Source organism: Algivirga pacifica (assembly GCF_039543525.1).
GTDB lineage: Bacteria > Bacteroidota > Bacteroidia > Cytophagales > Flammeovirgaceae > Algivirga > Algivirga pacifica.
Map to the genome: position 1 here is coordinate 1 of NZ_BAABJX010000044.1, position 24999 is coordinate 24999.

A 24999-nucleotide genomic window follows, 5' to 3' on the forward strand; every position below is an offset into this window, starting at 1 on the left:
TCCGATTAGGCGGCACAGCTTTCTTGCAAGCTGCCAGATATGTTTGCATGCGGGGCAAACTAGGTGCACTCGACGGGAGTGCACTGCGAACCATACGGCCTATTCCTTATAAATCCGATTGGGTGGATGATTCAAATGTGGGTAATAAACCGATAGTTCTGTGTATATCGAGACAAGATCACCATTACATGGCGTCTCCGTCGAGTGATCCTACAATTCAATCCTGCAAATCCTGTAGACCCCAAAGGTAGAAGATAGTTATGGTCTTCTCCCCAAAAGAAGAAAGGTAGTTCAATAAAAAACATAGCACTGCAAGCACCTCTGCCAATGACGATCTACCAAAAAAAAAGACACCAACTCTCCCAGTGTTAAATCCTAATTACTTTCCAGGTAAGGTATACCCCATCATCAACTGCCAGCCCCTATGCTGCGACTTCATATCCTCGATAAAAGCAGTAGGCATGGTATTGTAAAGTCCTAGATCATAACTGATGCCGATGCGATAGTTTTCATAGAGCAGGGAGGTTCCCAGGCGGAAACCCATATCCGGACGGGTGTAATCGTCATCTTCGGTATCTCCCCAATATACCTTTCCAATTGTTTTTGTATCAAATAGGGTTTCCTCACTAATCATCTTTCCCCAGAGTCCCATGGCCAGGTAAGGGCCAAACGTTGCCTGTAGTTGTAGCTGTGAGTTTATTCGTGCCTGATAGCGGGCCAATAGGGGAACAACCAGGTAATGTGTAGAGAAACTCGTTTTGATTTCCTCTCCAAAGATATTATCGAAGGTAGAATAACCTCGTTTTTGTAATTGCAATCCTGTTTGTATGGCCAGATCATCCACCAATGGAAAATCCATCTCAACCCCAATGTGGTAACCGGATTTCCATAGATTATTCTCGCTGACAATGGTGTTGTAAACCTGGGCATATTCATTGGTAAGGGTTATACCCCCCACTACGGTCAATTCCTGGGCAGAAGCTTGAGAACTTCCAAATAGCAGCCCGATCAGTAATCCCGTTAGCTGTAAATACTTTTTCATATTGGTTTGTTGTTTAGTGCATTTAAAATATTCTCCTCAGGTAATTTCCCCGGAAACAGGCTCTTGATCAAAAATTATTCCATTAGGAGAATCTTTTGAGAAGCAGAACAAATTCTATTGGTAGGGATAGGCCTTGTAGCCAAGGTCGTCAACTTAAGTTAAATAATAGCACTGTTCACTCGTAGACGATGGGTTAAAAACAGCCCTACAAAATAGAAAAGAAAGTAAGGTGCTACAAGAATTTACTGGATTGGTTATTAGGGGGATTGTTGGATTATACTTATTTTGACTTCATTAACTACCTGCAGACAAAATGTTTAGAAAACTTTTACTTCTTAGTTTCTTATTTGCATCATATAATTCTACGGCACAAATAGTTGACTCTGTTTGTGTAAAATACCTCACTGAGCAGAGTCAATATGAAAAAACGAATGTATTAAAAGACTCTAATAGGATCTTATATGATATTACAGCAACTAAAGAAGCGGAAGTTAAGTATATCGTATCCAGCGTTAAAGAAGTACTACTTTGTCATCCATATACGGTCATTAATAATGATTCTTCTGATTTATTTACAATCGTATGTGATTTTTATTCAAACGGACGAAGAGTCAAAAGAATCTATTTTATGGATAATAATTCCATATTTGTTGATAACTTGATATACCATGAATGTAATAAACTGTACTCATTCTTATTGAATAAAAACAACTTCTTTTGGAAACTATTTGAAGAATACACAGCCCTTCCCTTTACTCCTTACGATTCAGATGACGATGAGCGAATTTTAAGTGATTCTATAATGAACTCAGGATTTACTGATAACTACTCAGGTAGGAATAACTCCTCCAATGTAATTGAAGGGATTGGAATGGTTATTTTGGACTACCCTGAAAACCCAAATGATTTATTGATTTTTAGACATGATTTTTTTGTAAATAAAAATGATAGCGTACCATTATTAACAATTAAAGTTGAAAGTGGTGAAGTGAGAGGGAATCAATTTATTGATAATGGAAACTTGAGAGTCAAAACCAAATATGGACTAAAAGGCTTGGATGAGCTAGCATTTAGATGTTTTGATAGATATGAAAATCGATACCTTGTAGAAGTTAACTCTAAAACTGAACCTAAGTACTTATGGCTAGCGTCGGACACTAGGTTAACTTATTTAGAGTGGGGAAAGCATTTTGCACATAATTTTGTAAATGTAATCGATCCAAGTATAACCCCTCTTCGTACAAAACCTAAAATGGATTCGGATACAATCAAATACGATATTAACAATTGCTATTATGTAGAAGAAGTAATTGGGAATTGGGCAAAAATGCGAATCTCAAGCAACTTAGGAGTACCAAAATTTCAGGAGTATGATACTCTGAAAACTTGTTGGGCCTTATGGAGAGATAAGTCTTCCTTCTTGATTAAGGAGAATGACTGTTTCTAAAAACATGCTCTAATAGTACGCTTTACACTCTTTTCACTTTACATTCCCGATTTTCATGAAATCAATTTACCCTATTCTACTTATATTATTTTTTGCTTGTCATGAAGTCAATAAGAAATCAGACGATTGTTATTATCAAGCCAAACTCTTAGGTCTTTCGCGCGATATATCGTTTAAAAATGATACTATACTAATAAAGTACCAGCCATTTGAAATAAGGTCAAGGGCTGCTTATTCAGTTTATGATTTGGATAAGTACAACTATACCGACACCATAGTTTCTCCTTTAGTTATAGAGACTATCGATTCATTGTATAAAAGTGTTATAACCTCAGAAACTATTCAATCAGAGCCTATATCCTCATTCTTTTTTCCAAAAATGATTTGTGATTTTTATTCTAACGGTAGAAGAACAAAAAGAATTTATTTTGATAGTGTGAAAAGGTTAAATGCAAATGGCTTGGTGTATGAAAATGATAGAGGATTAGTATTTTTATTTTTAAATGAAATGAAATCCGATGACCGTTTTAGGGAAAAGTATAAACAATATCTTGGGGACTAAATCCTGAACCTATAAAATTTCTCAAAACTCATATTCCTAAAAAATATATTGCATTAGTTGATAAACAACTACGGTCTATAAGCACTTTATTCAACCTCCATTAATATTCTTTTGTCACCCTAATTCTGAGTCTAATAGCTTGGTTTTTATCAGCATAACATTAATAACATGAAGACTTTTCTACTCATCCTCTCCTTATTCTTCTTAATAAGCTCCTGTCATAAGCAATCAAAATATCAATCCAACCACCAACTCATAATTGCCGAAGACCACAAAGGGTTATCTCTCTGGGATGGGAACAATCCCCCTACTCCTATCTTCAAAGATCTATTTAACAACAAAACCTTTGTTTATCATTCACTAAGCAAAACTAACGATAAGATACGCATAGGTATTGTAGACAGTTTAAGTCTTACGAGTAAACAAGCTATATACAAATGGTCTTACTATTCCATTAATCTGGACAGCATGAACTGTACCCTACAGGAACAACATGAGTATGTAAAAACATTCAAAAAAGAATCAAGCAACAAAACTTACTACAAGCAAATTAAAGGAAATGAGGAAGTAGCGTTAGTGGCCGACACCCTTATTTCATTAAAATATATTCTACCGGGAAAAATTGAACTTTTAGACAAAATACAAAGCATAGACCCTAGCATTAAAATGGTAGAGAAAGGAGCTTATCAAACTGCTTATCTCAAGCAGCAAGACATTTTTCTAATGGATAGCAAGCAGTACCCCAGAAACATTTATCATTATGACGGCTATTTTGATGCGAAAACCGGAAATGGTATTTTTGATATTAGCTTGTCTCAGGATGAGAAAACCCTCTTAGTCCCCATTCTGGAGACAAGCTTACTACAATTCTTTATGCAATCAGGAACAGGAAAAGTCTTACTATTTGACACTTCTACCGGAGAACTTACACAAACAATTTCCAAAAGAATGAAATCTCCGAAACTATCTCCCAACAACAACGAAATTGCCTACTCCAACAAGGGGGAAATACGAGTTTACAATTTGAATAACAACAAGGAAACTATAATACTTTCTGGAAAAAACTCGTCTGAATATATCTGGATTCAGTAAGGCCCCGTTCGCACACAGTATATCTGAATAGACAGTGGTTTTTCACTATAAAAAAACAGCTGCATTAGTTACTTGATTCCAAGATATAATACCGTGAAAAAATTAATTGAAATGATTATTTTAGTCCAATTTTCATGGACTATTCAAAACCATCAATTACCCCAATTACACCCCACCATTAATTTTGAAGAAGTTTTATATGCTGTATCAGATGAACATGGGCTTTGGAATGAAGAGGGGTATATCTTTGTTATGAAAGAATATTCAAAAGAATCAAAAGATTATTTTAAGATTTCAATTCTTCACGAATCAGACTTCCCTTCTTATTCAGAAGGAAAGTCTGATAAAGCTATTGGTTTTTTTAAATTTTATAACAAAAGTGTATTGGTATTTACAAATAAGAAACAAAGTGATTTTTTCCTTAGAAAAGGAGATGATTACACGGAGTTTTCTTTTTTACGTAAAAATTCACAATCTAAAAAAGACTCATCTAAAATAGAGATTAATTTTTTTGAACCGATAATTTGGGAATATAAACTTAGCGATTATAGTGATAGTTTAGTTTTTATAGATAAAGGTTTTCTTCTTTTTTTAGAGTAACTCCATGGTAGAATTGCTACATTTCAATACCATTGGAATGCGTATCACTTCCAACCCTTTTACCCTTCCACAAAACCTTCCCACCTTTCTGCCATATAGTGAATAAAGGTCTCTCCTAGCCCTTCCTGTCTTAGATAGGCTCTACTGACGGGTGTTTCTATGGTCTGAAAATGGTCATCTTCTATGACTTTCTCCGGAAAGTCATGATGCAGAATCGCAGACTTTCCAATGCTTACGAAGTCAATGCCGGCAGCCAATACTTTTTTTACATCTTCGGCACTATGAATCTTACCCGCTACTGTGATGGGCACACCTTTGCGGTCAAGGTTGGTAAAGGTTTCCATTAGGGGTTCTCCAGTCTCATCGCTATTCTTGAAGACATCCCAAAGGGATATATCCAGAAAGTCTACTTTTCCGCTGTCAATCAACTGCTGAGCGACGATTTTCACTTCAGATAGTTTCATTCCGAAGCGTTCTGGAGAAAGCCTTACACCGAGCATAAACTCCTTTCCACAAGCTGCTCTCACGCCTTCTACGATCTCAAAGAGCAAACGGGAACGGTTCTCCAAACTCCCTCCATATTGATCTTCTCTATGATTGATCTCACTACTCAAGAACTGGCATAAGATATATCCATGCGCCCCATGAAGCTCCACGCCATCATACCCTGCCTCCTGTGCCCTGATGGCTGCGGTGATAAAGTCCTCTCTGAGCTGCTCTACTTCTTCCAAGGACATTGCCCTGGCATTGGTCTCTTCGTTGGCTGATGGGCAAACGGGCTGCTCCCCCATAAGCTCTTCGATACTTCTCATTCCCCCGTGGTGCAGCTGTATCACGGCCAAGCTGCCATATTCCTGTATTTTCTCGGCCAACCTTCGGTGTCCTGCAATGTGTTTATCATCATAGATTCCGAGCTGCCCCGGCCAGCATTGTCCGTTCTGCTGTACATTGGAGGCACAGGTCATCACCAAGCCAAACTGCCCTTTGGCCCTCATCGTCAACCAGTGAAACTCATCCTCCGACAAGGTCCCATCTTCATGGCTTTGTCTGTTGGTCAATGGCGCCAACATAAAGCGGTTCTTCATCACTTTTCCACATCCAAACGAAAGAGGAGTATTCAATACAGTATTTCCCATATTCCTGATACTATTTTTTTATGAAAACTATAGTAGTTAAGATTGAAGCTGTCGTGTGATATTCGGTTATCGGTTAAGATATCTATTATTCCGTAGACAGCGACAAAATTAACTTTAAATACTACAACACACTTCTTGGTTTATTGTTGTATAGTCATTCAGGTTGACCTTGTCGCTGTCTACGAGATAATAGACAGGTTATCGTTTAATTAAGTTTGAATAATTAACCGACAGTTGAGGCGGCTTGCGCCGCTAGTTGAGTGGCATTACGTGCCGTTGAGTAGCCCTTAGGGCTGTTGAGAAATAGTACTATAAAATCTCAACGTGCGAAGCACATCTCAACGGAGCGAAGCTCCACTCAACGACACACAGTGTCACTCAACAAAGCTTTTGGGTAGTATGACGGTTACAATCTTAATTAAACGATAACCTGATATCCTGCGGATATGCTTCAATCTTAATTACTATACTATATTTTAAACAACAATTTGTATTATATTTGAATTGCTCACGATATAATCATATAAGACATTTATTAAACAATGAAGACAAAGACATTAAAAATTATTGGAGGTATTCTTATTCTGGCAGTAGGCTTAATCAGCGCACAAACATTGATGAATCCTACGGAGGAACATACTCAGCACATCGAAAAAGCCCCATTTTATGATTTAGAGGCAGAAACCATCCGTGGAAAGAAAATGTCGATGGATGCGTACAAGGGAAAAACCATTATTGTGGTTAATACGGCCAGCAAATGTGGATTGACCCCTCAGTACGAAGGGCTTGAGATGCTTTACAAAAAGTATAAAAATCAAGGATTGGTGATTCTGGGATTCCCATGTAACCAGTTTGGTAGCCAGGAGCCTGGTACGGAAAAAGATATTGAGGAGTTTTGTCAGCTCAACTACGGAGTAAGTTTCCCAATGTTTGCCAAAATCGAGGTCAATGGTGACAATACCCACCCTGTGTTCCAATACCTTAAATCAGAACTAAAAGGCACTTTGGGTAACGACATCAAGTGGAACTTTACGAAGTTCTTGATTGACAAAAACGGAAACCCTGTCAAGCGTTTTGCACCTACGACAAAGCCAGAGAAAATGGAGGATGATATTAAAGCGATTCTTTAATTAAACCTCATACGCAGGTCTTTACCATGAGATAAAGACCTGCGTATTGACTGAAAATCCCCCTCGGGTACCTAAATTCTATTTTCCCCTGCCAAAAACAATTTCAGCGATACAATGTTGTTTTATAGTGATAAACCTTTCATCTTAAGGGATAAATCTGTAGACTGAACAACACTTTTTATGCCCAACAACACTGTACTCTCTCCCCGACATAAGCTGCGGGATATCTTGGTATTACTTCGAATTCCTTTTTCTTTATTATTGCTTCCCGTCTTTCTTTTTGCGGTCAGTCAAATTGAGCCTGAAGTTTTTCTTTGGAAGCAATTTTGGTGGTTATTTTTCATTTTACACCTGTTGGTCTATCCGAGCAGCAATGCCTTCAATAGCCTTATGGATCAGGATACGGATAGCATTGGTGGCGTAGAACACCCTCCACTCCCCCCGAAAGAGTTATTCTGGATCACGATCCTACTGGATACCGTAGCTATAGGGCTTACGACATTTTTCTTGGGTTTACTTCCTGCCTTGCTATTGGTAGGATATATCCTGGCATCTCGTGCCTATAGCGCTCGTTCTATACGACTGAAAAAGTATCCTATTGGTGGCTTTTCAGTGGTGTTTTTCTTTCAGGGTTTTTACACCTTCCTGATGGTTTATATGGCCGTCTCAGGATTGTCCCTTACGGAGTCTTTGGTCAACTGCTGGATGCCTGCCCTGACCTCTTCCTTGATGATTGGAGGTGCTTATCCTTTGTCACAGATCTATCAGCACCAGCAGGATCGAGAAAACGGAGATATATCCTTGAGCAGTTGGGTAGGCTACAAAGGTACTTTTATGGTCAGTCTATGTAGCTTCTTTTTGGCTAATTTACTCTTAGGAATATACTTTCTGCCTGAACGTGCTTTTTTCTTTATGGTTTTCCAAGTTGGGATGCTGCCTACGATGCTCTTTTTTGTCTACTGGATGAGAAAAGTATGGCAAGATACTTCGGCCGCTAATTTCAAGAACACCATGCGCATGAATCTGCTGGCCGCCGTTTCCATGAACCTGACTTATGGGGCGATGTGGTGGTTATCGGTTTAGGCAACAATATTTTTCCATCCCTCCAAAAATATCAACATACCATGAACTACCTCTTATCCATAGGAACTGCTGTTCCCCCTTTCAAGCATAAGCAATCTGATATCCTTTCCTTTATGAAGGCCTCCTTGCCTCCCCATAAAGAAAAGGAAAAACGATTATTAGACATTATCTATCGGAAAAGTGCCATCGCTCAAAGACATGCGATACTGCCAGACTTCACTCCTGCCTTTGAGAAATCCTTGCTTTTTGGCCCTGAGCAGGAAGAGGCTCCTTCTCTGGAAAAGCGTATGGAGGTCTATTACAAGCACGCTGCAGACCTTGCCGCCAAAGCTGCTTATCGTTGTCTTGGAGATTTTGATAAAAAGGAAGTGACACACCTGATTACAGTGTCTTGTACAGGACTATCGGCTCCTGGGCTGGAAATTGCACTGATTGAGGAACTAGGGCTACCGACGACCACTTTTCGCACAGGAATCAACTTTATGGGATGCTATGCCATGTTTCATGCGCTTCGACAAGCCGATGCCATTTGCGCCCGAGACCCAGAGGCTGTGGTGCTCATCGCTGGGGTAGAACTATGTACGTTACACCTGCAACAAGATGATAGCGAAGACAACTTAATGGCCAATGCGATTTTTGCTGACGGCGCTGCCGCTGCCCTCGTTTCCCATAATAAAAAAGGATTTCAACAGCCGTTGAAAATGAATGAGTTCCATTCCCAATTATTATTAAAAGGGAAACAGGATATGGCCTGGCACCTTTCCTCCAAGGGATTTCTGATGCGCTTGAGTAGTTATGTACCACAGTTGATCAAAGAGGATATTGCCCATTGGATACATGGTATTATCGATCAGGCATTTCCCTATCAAACCAAAGAGGAAATTCACTGGGCTTTTCACCCTGGTGGTCCCCGAATCCTGCAAAATATTGGCACTGCCCTTGAGCTTCCTAAAGAAGCATTAGGACATTCTTATGAGACTTTAAAAAGCCACGGCAATATGTCTTCGGTCACTATACTGTTTGTGTTGAAGCGACTGATGGACCACCCCAAGAACAAGAGCTTCCCGATTTTTGCGGCTGGCTTTGGACCCGGGCTTACGATGGAAGGACTGACGTTGGTTTACAGTGAGCAGTGAGCAGTGAGCAGTGAGCAGTGAGCAGTGAGCAGTGAGCAGTGAGCAGTGAGCAGTGAGCAGTGAGCAAAATTCTTTAAACGATCAGTAATAAACAGAAACTGTTCATAAAAACTACTTTCTGACCTGATGATACAATGTACGCCCTCGCATTAGCACGGTCTCTAGAACGAGGTTCCACAAAAGACTTCCATCTTAACTACTATATTATGTTGCTATTTCGTCAACGATCTGAAAAAAAAGAGCTTCTGGATGCACCCGATATTCCTCGGGATGCGTTGTTTCGTAATCTGCAAGAGCTGGATACGATCAATCAGCAACTGGGCGGTTATGAGGTGGTACTCAAGGGGCTTCAACAGTTACTTGAGTCCATTCCTAAGGGGCAAACAATCCGTATTCTGGATATTGGCAGCGGTGGTGGGGACACCTTAAAACAGGTATACCTTCACTTGCATCAGCAATACGATATAGCGCTCACGGGGGTAGATCTAAAAGAGGACTGTATTGTATATGCCAAGCAGAATACTGCCGGATTGCCTATCACCTGGATACAATCCGACTATAGGGTACTGCTGTCCCAGCAAGAGCACCCCCCTTTTGATATTATTATTACTTCCTTGTTTTGTCACCACCTGGATAATCCCTCTATGGTAGAGCTGCTGACCTGGATGAAAAAGCATGCCCGCATTGGGTTTGTGATCAACGACCTTCACCGCCACTTCCTGGCCTACTATAGCATACAGTGGCTTACGCGCTTATTTTCCCGATCCTATTTGGTAAAGCATGATGCTCCTTTATCTGTATTGAGGGCTTTTCGAAAAAAGGAATTATTGGCGCTTTGCCAGCAAGCCAATATCACTCATGTACAACTGCAATGGAAGTGGGCCTTCCGTTGGCTAATGATTGGTCGCCATGAAAACGTATGATTGTGCCATTATAGGAGGAGGAATCGCAGGACTGAGCCTTTCCATCCAGCTGGCCCAAAAAGGCTATGAAGTCGTGTTACTGGAAAAAAAACGCTATCCTTTTCATCGGGTCTGTGGGGAGTATGTGTCTATGGAGACCTGGGACTTTATTGAATCCTTAGGGGTATCACTAACGCATGAGCAACTGCCAAAAATAGAACGACTACAACTCACCACCCCTAAGGGTAAGAGTCTGCAGGCTCCCTTACCGCTTGGAGGATTTGGCATCTCTCGGTATCGCTTGGATCACTTACTTTTTCAGCAGGCAAAAAATGTTGGAGTCGAAGTATTGGAAGGACATGGAGTGAATCACGTAAAACGTCTCCATTGTGACATTTTTGAGGTCAAAAGTGGCACGACCACCCTTCAAGCAAGGGTTACTGTAGGTGCTTTTGGAAAGCAATCCAACCTTGACCAGGCCTTACAAAGAAAGCACAAAATGAAGCATCGATACAGTGATTTTATAGGGGTAAAGTACCACGTTGAGGCCGACTTGCCTGAGGACCTTATTGGGCTTCACAATTTCAAGGAGGGGTATTGTGGGATTTCCAAGATAGAAGACCATAGATACTGCATGTGTTACCTTACCACAGCGACGAACCTGAAAAAGGCTGGTGGGAGCATTCACCGTATGGAGCAAGAAATCCTCTCAGAAAACCCTTACCTACGTCAGTTCCTCGGCTTCAAGCGTTTGTACGAAAAACCACTGGCAATTTCTCAGATTGACTTTTCCTCCAAGGAACTCTTTCACAAAGACATTATTATGATTGGCGATGCTGCCGGACTGATCGCCCCCCTTTCAGGAAACGGGATGAGCATGGCGTTTAGAAGCAGCAACATGCTAGCCTCCTTGCTTGAGAGGTATTTTCAAGATCAAATGAGTTGGGAAGTGCTCAAGCAACTCTATGCCAAGCAATGGAAAAATGAATTTGGCAGCCGATTGAAAACCGGTAGAATCTTGCAGGGGATTCTCAAGAATACCCGTTGGGCCTACCGCACTCTTGAACTCCTCACCCTTTTTCCCTGGCTAACACGACAGATTATTCTCAGGACACATGGGAAACCTTTTTTATAGAAGACTAAGAGCTTGTTTGGAATACATCTTCAGATAGAAAATTCCTCTAATCACTGTTCAAATCGACTCAAATTTTCAACTAATAGAACCACTATTATTCTCAAATTTGAATCAATTTGAACAGGTTATAGAAATTTTCTCTATCTAAATCAGTATTTCAAACAAGCTCTAAGTAAATACTCTTTTTCGAAGCTCCCATCTCGTTAACAACGTTTAATCAGTGGATTTAATTGAACTATTTCTAGTTATTTTTAGCCGATTCCAATGAAGGGGATACGTCAACTATAGCATTCTCCCATCACAATCATTAGAAAAGAAAACGAAATAATGCAATCACTGACACTGAGACTGGGCCTACTCTTTTTAGTACAGGTCTTATTCCTATTCCCTTCGATGGGACAGGAGACAAAACATCAACAGGACTTCCCGGCGGAGTACAAGCCGCTTAAACTTTCCCTATCAGAGGATGGCTCCAAGTACTTGCGATTTATTCTATGGAACCAAATTTGGGCAGAGGACAACAACCTTAGCGACAATATCAATCCTTCCTTGAGAATAAGAAGGTCGCGCCTGCTGGCTTATGCACAGATATCCCCCCGATTTCTGGTACTTTCCCATTTTGGACTGAATAACCTGAGTGCTTCCAATATGGATCCCTTGGGGAGCAGAGCCACAAATGCCGCTACAGCAAATGCTACACAGATCTTCTTGCATGGCGCCTGGGGAGAATTCAAGGTTTCCAATAACGAAATGCTATATGTGGGAGCAGGTTTACACTACTGGAATGGTTTGAGCAGAGCCACTAATGCCAGTACGCTAAACTTTGTTACCCTAGATAATTACCGACAAGCATGGCCACAGCTAGGCCTGACCGATCAGTTTGCCAGACATTTGGGAATATATGCCAAGGGGTATATGGGTAAGTTCCGTTACTCCGTAGCCATCAACGATCCGATCCACCATGCGCTAGGTGCTCAGGATGAAACCTCATTGGCGGTAGGAGATATATCCTACTCAGGTAAAAAGCTTTTGGGTGAAGCGTCTGGATATGCTTTTGCCGGTTACTTTGAATACAACTTGCTAGAGAAAGAAGGGCATAAACTTCCTTACAGGGTCGGTACTTATATGGGCAAAAAGAAAGTCCTAAACTTGGGTGCAGGTTTCTTCAACCACAAAAATGGGGTAGTGAAAATTGAAGAGGAGAATACAGCAGTAGGAGGAGATGTCAATCACTTTGCCGTAGACCTGTACTACGATGCTCCATTGGGCAAGGGAGCTATTAATTCCTATGTGGTATACTATAACTACCATTATGGCTTTGATGACTATACCCTTGGCACCACTTATGGGTCTGGCTCCTCTATTTATGGACAGGTAGGTTACCTGTTGCCATTCAAAAGTACGGTAGGACGTGTGATGCCTTATATGGCCTATAGTGTCAGGGATTATCATGCCTTTGAAAACTCAGGAGATGCCTTACAAGTAGGTCTCAACTGGTTTATCAATGGACATAATGCCAAGGTGACGCTGGAGTATAAAAACTCCTTGCAAAACTACACAGGAGCAAGACCTGAGCGAGTGAATGGCCTTGTGATGCAAACACAAATCTTCTTGTAGGTGGTGATCGGTGTTGAGGTAACGTATAACTATTATACTTTTACTTTAAATGCCGCTTCCACCAATTGACCTTCTTCTTCATTCAAATCCTGTATTCTGAAATTAATAGAGCTACTACCAACTCCTCCTTTAAACCATAAGGTCCGCTATCTTGGAGATAAGTAGAAACTTTTTCAGGGCGTATGGCAAGAGCATTGGGAACCGGAAAGTGCTTTTTACCTTTCGTTACCCATAGAAACTGATAGAAGGTTAATCCTAACGATTGTTGATGCCCTATCAGTAATACTCCCTCCTGATGCAGGTAAAGGTCCACTTTTCGAATACGTGAAAGTAAGTTGATACGCTTTTTAAAGGAGGTGGTTTGCACTACCGCTTTCTTCTCTCTTGCTAGGAGTTGAAGGTGTGGACTAGCCTGTAAAGTCCTTGCTCTTTGATGCGTTTGCTTACTAATAAAGTAGTTGACAAAAAACATGAATAAAAAGAAGCTAGCGAAGAAAATTGCGGGAAAAAAGAGGTCTGTCATGGATGCCATTTGATCAAGTTTAAAAAGCGTTAATGCAAAATAGAAAAGAAAGGAAGGGCTTACAAACAATTAGCAGATTGATTATTAAAGGATTTTATTGAATAATCGTTATCTTGAGTTTGATTTTTATCACTATGATCTTTGTATTTTTTCAAATCTTTATACCCTATAAACAATGAAATACCTTGCTTCTATTTTATTCTTATTCCTCGTATCTCTTCAAGGCTTTTCACAAGAACATTTATTTAGTATCCAAGGATACGGCACCATTAGTTCCTTTCCTAAAAGGCAATATAATAATACGACAAAGCCTTCTAACAATACATCATTTGAAATAACCAATCAATGGCAGGCTAATACCTCAGAACAAGTTATTCAATCCACTGAAACCACCTCACCAGAAATAATTTATGACTACATGATTCAATCCTCTATAGGAGCTAGTTACCAATATGTCTCCAAAAACAACCTAGTAGGAGGCTTAGGTATTACTTTTCAAAAGTATGGATATCATATTGGTTTTAGTAATTTTTCCAATGAGATTGCGTCGGGCTCTAGTAGTTATAAAACGATTCAACTACCACTTTCTATTGGCTACAGTTTAGGCAACAACATCAAAATCCTTCCTAAAGCAGGAATTTTACCGGTCTTTATTTTTGGAGAGGCCTATACTCTCGGATTAGGAGGACAAGCTGAAGTTCAACTGGTTGCCCCACTTACGGATCATCTGGCATTTACCTGTTCCGTTCAAGGACAGCGAATCATACATTTTGGCAATACGGTCACATTTGAAAACCCTGCTATCCCTACTCAACAAGAAATAGAATTAATCGACCTTACCTTAAATATAGGAACTGTAGGAATGGGTATTCAAATCAAGCTTTAAGGATTCATTGAAGTATCAATTATGCTCATTCAAACTACTTTTAATACAAACTTCTCAACAGAGGAGCATCCTTTAGCCTTAAGCATTCGCTTCTTTCAGGGACTAGGGTACTCCTTGGAGACTCAAGAAACACGTCATCTAAAGTTCAGATCAAAACTTCCATGGGTATACTCTTTTTCTCCTATCAAGCAACACCACATCATTACCATTAATTATCAAGAGGAAGCGGTTCGAATAGCGATCAACGGATTCCCCTCAAAGGATAAGCAGAAGGCTTTGAAAACTTTTGCCATACCCTTATACAGCAATATCAACAGTCGATTGCTTCGGGAAAAGTGCTTAGTCAAGAAGTGCTCTCAAAAAGCAGGGAAGAGTCTTTTCATCAATACCTAAAAGCGACCTTATCCATTTGTCTCTTTGTTTTAGGCTATAAGTTCAGGGTAAGGATTGGTGAATTTTTGGAACCTATCTATGAGTGGCTTTATGAGTTTATTGGGTCTGTAAATTGATGATACTATCACCATTTTTTATGTTCATTTCTATTCTCTTTCACTTAGCTATAACGTTATTATTAACGCTACTCACCCAAGTTGGTGGAATTATCTACTTGATCACAATCCTGCTTATCCGGGAGAAATCCCGCTATTGGTGGGGCAAACGGCTCACGCTGTTTAGCCTGCTATATGCATTGGCTACTTTTCTCGTCATACCCTATGTCGCCCCATTGTTTGGAAGAGAAAGAATCAAGGAAAGCGAGATGATTGAAGCCCATTCTATGCTTTACAAAATAGCTAACAGGAATTATGTTACTCCAGCATTAAATCAAGCCTTGCAGGAAATCAGTCAGAATTTGGATCAAAAACACCATGGTATTAAAGTCGTCTATTTGGATGCTAATTTCCCTTTTATCAAGGGGTTTCCACTATTTCCTCACCTGAGCCATAACGATGGAAAAAAAGTAGATCTCTCTTTTATTTATAGCAATAAGGATAAGCAGCTGGTCAATCTAAAACCCTCCAATAGCGGGTACGGCGTTTTTGAAGAACCGCTGAAACAAGAGTATAATCAAATAGAAGTCTGTAAGAATCAAGGATTCTGGCAGTATGATTATGCACAGTATTTAACCTTAGGAAAAAAGGAGCAAGAACTAACGTTTTCTATACAGGGGAATAGGACTTTACTGCAAACGATCCTGCAGCAAATTAGTGTAAAAAAAGTATTTATAGAACCTCATCTGAAAACCCGAATGAAACTGCAACATCATAAACTAAGGTTTCATGGGTGTCGGGCGGTAAGGCATGATGATCATATTCATTTTCAATTGTAGGCACAGGGCGGTGCCCTGTGCTAATTTGTAATACCCTACTCGATCGCATCAATGGCGTATCCCTACGGTTATCTTAAAAGTGCTTCGGTATAGCTATCGACATCATCGATCTGCAGAAAATGGCCGCAATTATGGATCTGGGTGACTGTGGCTTTTGGGAAGGCTTCTTTAAGCATTACTCCAGAAATCCCCCAAGGCTGATAAATGTCGTCCATGGCCCATACCAACTGTACGGGAACATTCACTAAGGAGAGCTTTCCTAAAATTTCTTGGGTGTATTTATTATCCAGTGATCGTAGCATTTTCTGGAATTTTTTAGCCCGTTGAAAGTTACTGAATTTCCCATCGTAGAAGATACACTCGAACTCATCCATCTCAATAGGCTGTTGACGGAAGGTCTTAGCAATTGCCCGATGCAGATCTTTTTTCTTGAAAAAACCTAAAAGTGCCATCCAGGCAAACATCTTCGTTTTAGCCGCCTTAATCATAGGTGCTACATCTTTTACAGGCCAGGAGTCTCCCGCAATACTATTACTAAATGTCGCTTTGGTAAAAAGCAAGGGTTTTTCGGAAAGCATCCATTGGGCTACGCCTCCTCCTATATCATGAGAGATTAACCACACTTCTCCTAACCCCTCCTGCATCATCCATTGTAGTAATAACTTGGCCATCCCTTCCAAGGTATAGGCAGAAGGATCTTTGACCTTGATCTCTGTCTGTCCAAACCCCGGCAAATCCGGTGCCATGCAGTACCAGCCATCTTGGGCGATTCGACTCATACTACTTCTCCATAGCTCTGCTGAAGCGGGAATGCCATGTAAAAAAATCGCTACGGGATCGGCTGAGTCTCCCATTTCTATTACAGATAGTGTGTTGCCTCCTACGGAATATGTATTTCTTTTTCCCATAATAACAGTGAGCAATGTACAGTGAATAATGAGCAGTGTACAGTGTGCGGTAAATAGTTTTTTGTGATCCTTATTTTGGATTATAAAAGGTATTACTTCTATTTATCAAATGCAAATCACTAAAGCTACCTACTGTTCACTGCCCACTGCCCACTGCTCACTGCTCACTGCCCACTGTTCACTGCCCACTGTTCACTGCCCACTGTTCACTGCCCACTGTTCACTGCCCACTATTCACTGCCCACTATTCACTGCCCACTGTTCACTGCCCACTGTTCACTGCCCACTATTCACTGCCCACTGTTCACTGCCCACTGTTCATTGCCTAAAGTGTTTTCTCAAACAGCTTAAAGATTCTCTTGTACTCATCGGCCCAGCTAGTAGCCTCCTTGAAACCGTGTGGCTCCATAGGGAATACTGCCATCTCCCAGTTTTCTTTTCTTAGCTCGATCAGGCGTTGAGATAGACGAACCACATCCTGGAACTGTACGTTATCATCCATCATACCGTGTAAGATCACTAAATCTTTCTTTAGTCCATCTGCAAAATAGAGAGGAGAACTACGACGATAAGCCTTTGGATCTTCTTCCGGCGTATTCAGGATATTAGAGGTATAAGGGTGATTGTAATGTGCCCAATCCGTTACCGAACGCAGAGCTGCACCTGAGCGGAATACATCTGGCTCTGTGAACATCGCCATCAAGGTCATAAACCCTCCATAAGAACCTCCGTAAATTCCGATGCGGTTAGGATCAATGTTGTGTGCCTCTACCAGATACTTGGCACCATCCACTTGGTCAGACAAGTCTTTTCCTCCCATATGGCGGTAGATACCCGTTCTCCAATCACGTCCATATCCTTCGCTCCCTCTGTAATCAATATCCAATACGGTATACCCTTGATCTGCCAGGAAGTTATGGAACATGTACTCTCGATAATATACACTCCACCATTTGTGTACATTCTGCAAATACCCTGCTCCATGTACAAAGATAACTGCTTTACCATTCGGCTTAGGATTGGCTGGTTTGTATAGTCTTGCATGCACTTTTGCACCATCCTGAGCATCAAAGGTAATCACCTCCGGAGCTCTCCATTGGTAACTATCGAATGCTTCTGTGGTCGACTTGGTAATACGGGTTGCCTTAGCCGTTGTTTTATTGGATTTTAAGTATAGCTCCCAAGGTTGATTACTGAATGCGTGACGAATGGCCAGTTGCTTCTCATCAGGAGAAAGGGTGACTTCATTCCCTCCTTCCATTTGAGTAATCTTCTGCATTGTTCCTCCCGCTACCGGCAACTTATAAAAATGGTGCTCAGCGCTGCTTTCCTTATTGGACGTCAAGTAGAAATACTTTTGATCTCTGGAAACCTGCGTATTAATGATCTCGAATTCTCCTGCCGTTAATGCTTTCTTATTTTTAGAAACTACATCATACGTATACAAATGAGAAAAACCGGTTTCCTCAGAGTGGTACCACAATTTGTTGCCTATCCATCCGATTTCTCCAACCCATAGGTTCCAACCCGAGATATTAGGGCCACCAATCCATGCGTCATCATGCTGCCTGTCAATTAGCGAGAGCTTTCCGGTTGGCAAATCCAATAACATAATCCAGCGATCCTTATTGTCCATCGCACGGATATCTACTGCAGCATATTTTCCATCAGCCGAGTATACAGCCGGATGAATAATCACCTCTCTTGGTTTCTCATATTTTTCTTCAAACTTCTCCCCTTCTTTTACATATTCCTTCAAGAACGTTGGTTTCTCGAAGATGCCTTCGATCTGCTTGGTATCCACCGTATAAGTGGTATCTTTTTCGATATCATAAACGGCGGTCTCAAACGTATCCTGCTTGCTTCCTACTTTTGGACGAGCCGTTTGTAATGTCGCATATCCCGATTCCGTCACGTAGTCAATCAACTCTGTGCTCTTCGCCTTCGCATATTTACGCAAGGTATAGGTCACGAATTTTCCATCAGGGCTAAGTGTCGTATTATACAAACTCTTTCCTTCCAGGTAAATTTCTAATGGTCTTTTAACCTCAAATTGCTCTTGATAAGCCTCTCTTGATTCCTTATCTGCTTTTCTTTGTTTTAAGATCTCAAAATGAGCCAATTGATCCTCTTCCAACCATTCTTGCTGTTTGGTTTGGGAAGGGTCTCCTGCCTTCGATCCTTTTTTGAAATTGGTTACCTGTTGGATACTACCATCCTCTTGCTTCCAGATGAATAAGTTGTTTCCTTTTTGGAATACAATATGGTTTTCATTCAACAGAAACTTAGGATTACGCTCTCGCTCTACCGTATTGGTAATCTGTGTTTCCTTGCCTTTTCGGATGTCATATAAATAGATATCTCCTTGCTTGGCATAGACCTTCTGCGTATAACGTTGGTTGTAATCACCTCGAGCAGCCGGCAAGGACTTCTGCTCCTCTACTCCTACCTTTTCTGCAGTATTTTTCCCTGCCGCTACTTTGTATAGTTCCTCGTAGCTTTTCTGCTCTGGGTTCCAATAAAAGTATAGCGTTTTGCTATCCTCTGACCATTGGAAGCGGTGGGGCTGATGTCCGATAAAGTCTTCTCCCTCCATGATTTGATCAATGGTTAAAGGAGACTGTGCCCACAGATAATTGACACTAAAAAGTAAGTGTACGGCTAATAATAGCCTTAAGTGAAGTTTATTCATTCTCTGTTAGAATTGGTTGATAAAAAATCGATTATGACAAAGATAGTGGAAAGTTATGAGTTATGAGGAGAGGCTTTCTGATTCATTTATTTCTATTTGGTAGGGTAATTGTTACTTGAGCGCTTGTTTGAACACTATTTACTACACTAACAATACATCCTTAGTATGAAAAAAATCATTCTTTTTATTTCATTATCAATTTTACTGTTCTCTTGTGAGAAAAATCCACTTTGGGTAGGAGAAAGTGAGTTCCTTACCTTCAACTACAGCAACCGTTCAGGAGAAGGACCTGTAGTTTCTTCTTCTACCATCAATAAAAGTCATTTTATAGATTTTGACAGCATATGGACTGTTGATGAGCAAAATGGTACCATTCAAGTTATTCTGGATGGTGTACGTGTACAAAGCAATCGCCATAACTATGAAATTTCTCAGATCAATATTTATGAGAAAGATGATCGCTCCTTTGATATTCAAGATGAGTTTACCAACCTATCCAGTAGTTTTAAAACTGATGTAGCTACGGTATTGGTATTGGATATGAGTGAATCCCTGGAAGGATTAAAAGATAGCCTAAAAGAGTACGCTAAGCGCTATGTAGACAAAGTGGTCAATAGTTCTGAAAGCTCTCAAGTTGCTGTGGTCTTCTTCTCCAGCAAGGAAAACATCTATACTACTGAGTTTTTTCATAAGGATAATGCTGATGAACTAAAAGCCACTATTGAAGAGTTCTCACAATCTGCTTCCAGAACCGCCCTATTTCAAGCTACACAAGAAGGAATCTCTATTTTGGACAGTCTAACTTTTGAAGGCTCTAAGGCATTGGTGGTTTTCACTGATGGAGGAGATAACGACTCGGATAGTCCTTCAACACTCAAAGCCTCTATCGCTGCTTCGAATTATGCCCGTATCAGTATTGGACTAAAAGGGAATGATTTTGATAAGGGAGACCTTGAAGCCATTGCCAGCTCCAACAATAACGTAATCGTTGTCGATGGAGAAAATAAACTAGAAGATGCTTTTGAGGCTGTCGCTCGTCAAGTGGTCTCTGTATACAAGATTATATACGAACGCTCTGACCAGATCTTGGATGAAGCCATTGAAGTGAAATTTGAATTTGAAGTGAATAAGCTGGTGTTGGACTAGAGCTAGTGATCAGTTATGAGTTATGAGTTATGAGTTATGAGTTATGAGTTATGAGTTATGAGTTTGTCTTAAGGAAAAATTAAAACTCATCACTGTTAACTCATAACTCATCACTAATATAAAAATGGCCTTGCAAAAATTACGATTGCAACATTTATATCAATATCTTATAGTCATCATTAACTAACCCAAATTCCCTACTCTACATGCCCTTAATCGAATTAGTCATGAAAGGCGGCTATTTTCGTCGCCTCAATCGTATACAGGAACTTTCTTCTACCAATCTCAATAACGTATTTCTGATACAGGTAGTCGACGGTGGGCTAGAGGAGTATAGGTGGTTAGAAGATACTTTTCAGATTAACTTACAACCCTTCTACCATCGGGAGGATATTGAGATCAGCTCCAGGTATAGTGAGGAGCATGAGCAACTAGCCATTTCGATTGATGTACCATTTTCTGGGGAAGACAACCACATACAAGAGACTTATTTTCACGTTATTTTTAAGGATGGAAATATTTTCTCCTTTAATAACATGAAAGCCTTTATGGCTACCCATAGGGTCTACCAAGTAAAAAAACGAGAAATTAGTGAAGCCGACTCCTCTGAAGAACTCTTCTTAATTCTTATACAGCACTTTACCGACTATTATGCCGATCTGATACAGGTACAAACCGCCCGTATCAAGAAACATGTTTACCGCATTATCAAGAAACAGGAATACTCTACCTCTGCTGATTTAGACATGTTGATGGCTTTTGGATTTGATAATATCCTATTAAAGGAGAGTGTACTGGAGCTACAACAGATCATGTTAATGCTCAGAAGAAGCAAGAGCTTTTCTATTGATATGCGAGAAGCTATGGATAGCGAACTTCGTGACCTTAGGGTACTCAATGACCATATTCGCTATAACTTCGAACGTATTGACGACCTAAAAGAAAATATCAACAGTAAGATTGACCTGGCCCAGAATAAGCTCATTAAGCTACTGACCGTGATTACATTTTGTCTGAGTCCTCCTACCCTTATTGCTGGTATCTACGGCATGAACTTTAGTAATATGCCGGAACTGCATTGGGCATGGGGCTATCCTTTTGCCATCGTGCTAATGTTGTCTTCGGTAGCTGTTCCGTTACTTTATTTTTATAAGAAGAAATGGCTTTGATGAAGGATGAAGGATGAAGGATGAAGGATGAAGGAAATTAAACTACGTTATCCCTTTTACCTATTACCTATTACTTTTTACCTTTTTCTCCTTAACACGTACTCCAATGTTTCATTGGAAGTCAGCGATTGGACTTCCTGAGGGCTTATGACTGGGGCAATATGACACACAATATGCTCATTCTTTTTACGTACGAACTCTCTGGGAAGCATAAAGGTGCGCAAGAAAGGATGTACTTTTCCTAGAAAATGAATCATTACTCTGTAGACATTTATCCTTCACTGTAAATCAATGTAAAATAATCTCTAAAGCAGGGAACGTCCCCTCATTTTTAGGGGTTATTCCCTAGAATACTTATACGACTACTTTCACACAGCAATACAACTCGATGACTAGAAAACTGTACCCATTACAAGCCTTTTTCGTTTGTTGCTTTTTTCTGCTTTTGATGGCATCAGGTCTTCTTGCCCAAACCAATGATTGTTTTACCTTCCACTTTATAGATGCTGGAGATGACCAGTTTCTTACTGAGGTAAAACAGGGCGATAAAATAGACTTGAGGAACTATAAGGACGTGCAGAAATTTTCATTTGGAGCAATGAGCCAGATAGATTTCGGGAGCGTTATGATTACCCTAAAAAAAGGAGAAGAAATCATCTATCAAAATATTGAAAACGACGGCCCCTATACCCTGTTCGGTAATAAGGGCGGCGATTATTATGGGAAAGGTAACTTACTGAAAGACGGCAGCTATACTATCACAGTGATCGCTTATGCAGAACCCAATGGAGAAGGTGACATCCTTTGTGAGCAAAGTATCACCTTCAACTATACCAATATCCCGTTACAGGCTATTTTTCATCTGGAGGATCAAAATGCAGGCATTGCCATTGAGCTTGTTGATGGTGCATATGTTCGTTACTATGAAGACAACTGTCTATTCAGCTATATAGATTTCACCCAGGATGGACAACCTTTTGAGCCTGCCAGTGTATTGATCACTTTCTCTGGCCCTGGGCTTGAGTTCGAGCAAATGGAAAATGATCCTCTTTTCACCTCTTTTGGAAATGATGCCAACGGAATCGACTGTGAAAAGCTACAAGAAGGCACCTATACCATTACTGTAGCTGCCTACAGTAGCTATAGCTTAAATGGAAACCTATTAGGTACATTCTCCATTACCTTTCATTTCGTGAGAGATATTCCTATGCCTGATATTGAAGGAGATTACCTTATCTATGATGATGAGTTCAGACACCGTGCACAAGCCAGAGAACTATTCAACTACCTGGATTACCCAGAGATAGAAGAAGGAGAAGAATATGCCATTATTTTTAGATCCAAAGTAAAGGGCAGTAGTTATGAACTATATAACTGTGACAATCTGATCCCTTATCCTCTACAGGAAATCCGTCAAGAAGGTGACTATTATTACTATACCCTTTATGAAGGGCCACTTCGAAAACCCACGGATTGCTTTAACTTCGAAGTTAGATTATATGAAGATGAACAGAAGCTGATTCCGGCAGGAAAGAATGGCTTTTCCATTTACGCCGAGATTTCCGAAACGGATCGATTCCTGCCTTTGCGACTTTACAATAACGACGGAGACATCGTAAATACTTATCAGGCGCAAAGAGAAGAAACGACTCCTAGAATCACTATGGAAAACATTGAGGGGAATCAACTATTTCTAGAGCCTGCAGGGAGTTACAGCAATGCCCGTATAAGTGTAAAGCGTATCATCAACGATGCAGCACAGCAAGAAGAGGTCGTATTTGAAACCACTACAACAGCAGTGAATACACTGGACCTTCTACCGATCATTGCTGAATATTATGACAATGGGTGGATCAATACCTTTATGATAGACTTAACCACCTATGACGGTGAATTAACAGAAGAGCATATGCTTGACCAAACCACCTATCAGTTTAATCTACATCTTACCAGTAAAGAGTATTATAACCGTAGAGAGCTATTGGGCGTAAGAATTTATCCTAACCCTTCCAATGGCACCTTTAATCTCGACTTTATTAAAGAAGTGGGGGAATTCACCATATATACCCCTTTGGGACAAAAAATATATGAAAGTAAAGCCTTCAACCAAAAACTTGATCTTTTTCAAACCGGCTTCTATATTTTACGCTATGATGATTATAAAGGGGCTGTGTCAGCGGATATTATTATTATTCGTTAATTATAGCCTCTGAACACCTATCAATAAACATTCCCACTCCCTATGATTACAAGCCCTACCTTACTATTAGACAAAAGAAAATGTCTGAAGAATATTGAGTCCATGGCTGCCAAAGCCAAAAGAAATGGTATCATCTTCCGTCCTCATTTCAAGACACATCAGTCGTTAGAGGTAGGGCGATGGTTCAAGGATTTTGGGGTTGATAAAATTACGGTTTCCTCTATGCAAATGGCAGCCTATTTTGCTACTGATGGATGGAATGATATCACCGTAGCATTTCCAGTCAATGTACTGGAACATGAATTAATTAGTGAATTGGGGAGTAAGATCACACTTAATATACAGGTAGAGTCTGCAGATGCCGTACATTTATTAGCTCAAAAGGTTCGTACACCATTACAAGTATATATTAAGATTGACGTGGGAACCCAGCGTACAGGAATACCTTTCAGCGATTTTGGGCGTATTGATGACACCTTGAACAGTATCAAGGAATACGCTCATTTTCAATTTTGTGGCTTTATTACCCATACAGGACATAGCTATCAGGCTCGATCCAGTGAAGAAGTTATGAATATTCACCTAAAAAGTATGGACTTTATTAATCAGCTGAAGGATATCTATGTACCACAATATCCCAACCTTATCTTATCTACCGGTGATACTCCTACTTGTAGTGTGGCAGATGATTTTCTGGAAATTGATGAGATCAGACCTGGTAACTTTGTATTCTATGACTGGATGCAACATATCATAGGAGCATGTCATTTTGATCAAATCGCTATGGTAATGGCTTGTCCTGTTGTCGCTATTCATCCCAACCGACAAGAATTTGTGGTACACGGTGGAGCTGTACATCTCTCCAAGGATTTTATTTTCAAGACCGATGGCAGCCGAGATTATGGAAGGATTGTATCCTTAGCAAATAATGGATGGTCTTCACCCTGGGAACAGAGTTACGTGACAGCATTATCACAGGAGCACGGTATTATACGGACTACTTCTGAGCTTTTGAAGCAAATCAAGGTAGGTGATCTTATAGGAATTGTTCCTATTCACTCTTGTCTAAGTGTGAGTGCCATGCGTACTTATCTCACTTTGGAAGGAAAAAGTATTCAATGCATGGGATATTGAGGCAGCTTACGCTGCTAGTTGAGCGCTCCGCTGTTGAGTGGCACTTCGTGCCGTTGAGTAGTCCTTCGAACTGTTGAGAAAGAGCCGTACTGAAAGTCTCAACGAGCGAAGCTCAACTCAACAGCGGAGCGC

Annotated in this window: 22 protein-coding genes; 17 read left to right on the top strand and 5 right to left on the bottom strand. The window is 40.4% G+C overall.

Features of this window, described 5'->3' with window-relative positions; translation table 11 throughout:
* Positions 1-379: 379 nt before the first annotated feature.
* On the bottom strand, positions 380-1042 hold the full coding sequence (locus ABD985_RS14580; RefSeq protein WP_345372940.1) for a porin family protein: 663 nt from the start codon (positions 1040-1042) through the stop codon (positions 380-382).
* Positions 1043-1355: 313 nt separating this feature from the next.
* On the opposite strand from ABD985_RS14580, the gene ABD985_RS14585 reads away from it, so the two are divergent.
* The 4 genes from ABD985_RS14585 to ABD985_RS14600 all read left to right on the top strand — a co-directional run bounded on the left by ABD985_RS14585 (position 1356) and on the right by ABD985_RS14600 (position 4743).
* On the top strand, positions 1356-2489 hold the full coding sequence (locus ABD985_RS14585; protein ID WP_345372943.1) for a hypothetical protein: 1134 nt from the start codon (positions 1356-1358) through the stop codon (positions 2487-2489).
* Positions 2490-2544: 55 nt separating this feature from the next.
* Positions 2545-3051 carry a hypothetical protein gene (locus tag ABD985_RS14590; RefSeq protein ID WP_345372945.1) on the top strand — a complete coding sequence of 169 codons (507 nt, stop codon included), beginning with the start codon at positions 2545-2547 and terminating at the stop codon, positions 3049-3051.
* A gap of 168 nt (positions 3052-3219) precedes the next feature.
* Entirely contained in the window at positions 3220-4143 is a 924-nt protein-coding gene (locus ABD985_RS14595; RefSeq protein ID WP_345372947.1) for a hypothetical protein, read from the top strand.
* 93 nt (positions 4144-4236) lie between these two features.
* A complete protein-coding gene (locus ABD985_RS14600) occupies positions 4237-4743 on the top strand; it encodes a hypothetical protein (protein ID WP_345372950.1) in 507 nt (168 codons plus the stop codon).
* A 59-nt stretch (positions 4744-4802) separates the two neighbouring features.
* Here the strand turns inward: ABD985_RS14600 and ABD985_RS14605 are convergent, their stop codons facing one another.
* On the bottom strand, positions 4803-5879 hold the full coding sequence (locus ABD985_RS14605) for an NADH:flavin oxidoreductase (protein WP_345372952.1): 1077 nt from the start codon (positions 5877-5879) through the stop codon (positions 4803-4805).
* Positions 5880-6496: 617 nt separating this feature from the next.
* On the opposite strand from ABD985_RS14605, the gene ABD985_RS14610 reads away from it, so the two are divergent.
* From ABD985_RS14610 to ABD985_RS14635, 6 genes are all read left to right on the top strand, one after another.
* Positions 6497-7009 (top strand): glutathione peroxidase, encoded by a 513-nt coding sequence (locus ABD985_RS14610; protein WP_345373006.1) that lies wholly within the window; start codon positions 6497-6499, stop codon positions 7007-7009.
* A 180-nt stretch (positions 7010-7189) separates the two neighbouring features.
* Complete coding sequence (locus ABD985_RS14615) at positions 7190-8092, top strand: UbiA family prenyltransferase (RefSeq protein ID WP_345372954.1); 903 nt, start codon at positions 7190-7192, stop codon at positions 8090-8092.
* Positions 8093-8133: 41 nt separating this feature from the next.
* Positions 8134-9228, top strand: coding sequence for a type III polyketide synthase (locus ABD985_RS14620; protein WP_345372956.1), 1095 nt, complete (start codon positions 8134-8136; stop codon positions 9226-9228).
* A gap of 206 nt (positions 9229-9434) precedes the next feature.
* Positions 9435-10151 carry a methyltransferase domain-containing protein gene (locus ABD985_RS14625; RefSeq protein ID WP_345372958.1) on the top strand — a complete coding sequence of 239 codons (717 nt, stop codon included), beginning with the start codon at positions 9435-9437 and terminating at the stop codon, positions 10149-10151.
* Positions 10138-11265 (top strand): NAD(P)/FAD-dependent oxidoreductase, encoded by a 1128-nt coding sequence (locus ABD985_RS14630; protein ID WP_345372960.1) that lies wholly within the window; start codon positions 10138-10140, stop codon positions 11263-11265. Before ABD985_RS14625 ends, ABD985_RS14630 begins: the two co-directional genes overlap by 14 nt.
* A 327-nt stretch (positions 11266-11592) precedes the next feature.
* Entirely contained in the window at positions 11593-12882 is a 1290-nt protein-coding gene (locus ABD985_RS14635) for a hypothetical protein (protein WP_345372962.1), read from the top strand.
* Between the two features lie 82 nt (positions 12883-12964).
* Here the strand turns inward: ABD985_RS14635 and ABD985_RS14640 are convergent, their stop codons facing one another.
* Complete coding sequence (locus tag ABD985_RS14640; RefSeq protein WP_345372964.1) at positions 12965-13414, bottom strand: hypothetical protein; 450 nt, start codon at positions 13412-13414, stop codon at positions 12965-12967.
* Positions 13415-13580: 166 nt separating this feature from the next.
* Here ABD985_RS14640 and ABD985_RS14645 point away from each other — a divergent pair, with 166 nt between their 5' ends.
* From ABD985_RS14645 to ABD985_RS14655, 3 genes are all read left to right on the top strand, one after another.
* Positions 13581-14291, top strand: a complete 711-nt coding sequence (locus ABD985_RS14645; RefSeq protein ID WP_345372966.1) for a hypothetical protein — start codon at positions 13581-13583, stop codon at positions 14289-14291.
* A 21-nt stretch (positions 14292-14312) separates the two neighbouring features.
* The gene (locus ABD985_RS14650; RefSeq protein WP_345372968.1) at positions 14313-14684 is read left to right on the top strand and encodes a hypothetical protein; all 372 of its coding nucleotides are present in this window, start codon (positions 14313-14315) and stop codon (positions 14682-14684) included.
* Positions 14685-14820: 136 nt separating this feature from the next.
* Positions 14821-15618 carry a hypothetical protein gene (locus ABD985_RS14655; RefSeq protein ID WP_345372970.1) on the top strand — a complete coding sequence of 266 codons (798 nt, stop codon included), beginning with the start codon at positions 14821-14823 and terminating at the stop codon, positions 15616-15618.
* Between the two features lie 68 nt (positions 15619-15686).
* Here ABD985_RS14655 and ABD985_RS14660 read toward each other — a convergent pair whose 3' ends face one another.
* Together ABD985_RS14660 and ABD985_RS14665 are read right to left on the bottom strand one after the other, a co-directional pair.
* Entirely contained in the window at positions 15687-16526 is an 840-nt protein-coding gene (locus ABD985_RS14660) for an alpha/beta fold hydrolase (protein ID WP_345372971.1), read from the bottom strand.
* A 325-nt stretch (positions 16527-16851) separates the two neighbouring features.
* Positions 16852-19218, bottom strand: coding sequence for a S9 family peptidase (locus tag ABD985_RS14665; protein WP_345372973.1), 2367 nt, complete (start codon positions 19216-19218; stop codon positions 16852-16854).
* A 165-nt stretch (positions 19219-19383) separates the two neighbouring features.
* Between ABD985_RS14665 and ABD985_RS14670 the strand changes: the two genes are divergently transcribed.
* The 4 genes from ABD985_RS14670 (at position 19384) to ABD985_RS14685 (ending at position 24867) form a co-directional block, all read left to right on the top strand.
* Positions 19384-20364, top strand: coding sequence for a vWA domain-containing protein (locus ABD985_RS14670; protein ID WP_345372974.1), 981 nt, complete (start codon positions 19384-19386; stop codon positions 20362-20364).
* A 206-nt stretch (positions 20365-20570) separates the two neighbouring features.
* Positions 20571-21533: a CorA family divalent cation transporter gene (locus tag ABD985_RS14675; RefSeq protein ID WP_345372976.1), complete on the top strand. Its 963-nt coding sequence runs from the start codon at positions 20571-20573 to the stop codon at positions 21531-21533.
* A 388-nt stretch (positions 21534-21921) separates the two neighbouring features.
* Positions 21922-23733: a hypothetical protein gene (locus ABD985_RS14680; protein WP_345372978.1), complete on the top strand. Its 1812-nt coding sequence runs from the start codon at positions 21922-21924 to the stop codon at positions 23731-23733.
* 42 nt (positions 23734-23775) lie between these two features.
* Complete coding sequence (locus tag ABD985_RS14685; RefSeq protein WP_345372979.1) at positions 23776-24867, top strand: alanine racemase; 1092 nt, start codon at positions 23776-23778, stop codon at positions 24865-24867.
* The last annotated feature ends 132 nt before the right edge of the window (positions 24868-24999 follow it).